The 1,243-nt window shown below is 62.1% G+C and carries 1 protein-coding gene; it reads right to left on the bottom strand.

Translation table 11 applies throughout. The features are described 5' to 3' along the window. Positions 1-585: 585 nt before the first annotated feature. On the bottom strand, positions 586-1,243 hold a 658-nt coding region (locus tag ACZ4VL_RS40785), incomplete at its 5' end, for an EAL domain-containing protein (protein ID WP_468211102.1).

Raw genomic sequence — 1,243 nt, 5'->3', positions numbered from 1 at the left:
GGGCCAGCTTCTCTCAGCGGGGCGATGCGGACGCAATGAATGCAACGGCGATGGATCTCCTTGTGCGCTTCACGGGAGGGCCGTCTGCCTCCGTCTACGTGGGGCCCCTCTCGAAGCCACTCTGAAGAATTCATCTACGGGGTCGTCCGCGCAGTCCGCACGCCAGATACCGCTGCCCGATCCCTCTATTGCCGCAGCAGAAATATGACCAAGAGGCGCGCTGTACGCTGACAGCCCACGGCACAGCGAAGGGACCGAGCGGCGCTGTTGGAAAGCGCTCAGCCAGTACGTTCACCAGCAAAAAGCCAGACCAGCGGCTAGGCGGTTTCGACCACTGGTTTGGTGCGCGGCGCACGTTGGCCTAGAAAGGCCAGTGGCTAGGGGTGCCGATCACGACGATGCCCTGAATTGCCGGGGCGTCACCTAGGGCGAGGGGGAGTCACCCCGTTGGTTCGGCGGCGCCAACTGGGGTCAGCGCCATAGCGGAGAGTTTCACGATTGTCGCGTCCATCGGACGCACGGACATCTTGCTAGGACGGAGGTCAAGCGCCAGTGAACAGGCTTGGGTCCAGCCGCGCGGGAGGGCTACCCAACCTGGATGGCGGCCAGAGCGTCTTTTGTTGAGAGAGGCCGGCCGTAATGCCATCCCTGGCCGATGGCGTCCGGCGCGATCCGGTAGAGCAGCAAATCTTGCTCTTCTGTTTCGACGCCTTCTGCGATGACATCCAGCCCAAGCTCACGTGCGATGCGATACATCCCTGGCAACACGGGCCGCAGGGGGGAGTCCTCGTTGATAGCGGCCACGAACATGCGATCGATCTTGATTCCTCGAAACGGCGATTGGGCGAGGTGGGAGAAATTCGCGCTGCCCGTCCCGAAGTCGTCGATCAAGAACCGGTATCCCAGAACCGAGAGGGCCTGCATGTTGCTCTTGGCGGTGGCAGACACGAGTTCTTCCCGTTCGGTGATCTCGATGCGAATTTGTTCGGGGAGCACGCCAAAATCGGTGGTAACGCTGCTGATGTAGCGAACGATGCACTCTTGGGCCATGTCCACAGGCTCGGCATTGATGCTCACGTAGAGGTTCCTGTGCTCCCGCAAAGCGGGGGCGAGGTCATTCATGGCACGGGCCAGGACGTATCGAAAAAGATCAGGACTCAGGCCGAGGCGGTGGGCGATGGGCACGAAGATGGCCGGCGGGATTTCATCGTCTCCCGGCGGGCGCCAGCGGCTGAGCGCTTCA

It is taken from the genome of Streptomyces sp. NPDC029014, from assembly GCF_055564695.1.
The sequence above is the reverse complement of the archived record's forward strand: the minus strand, read 5'-3'. Positions and strand labels throughout refer to the sequence as shown.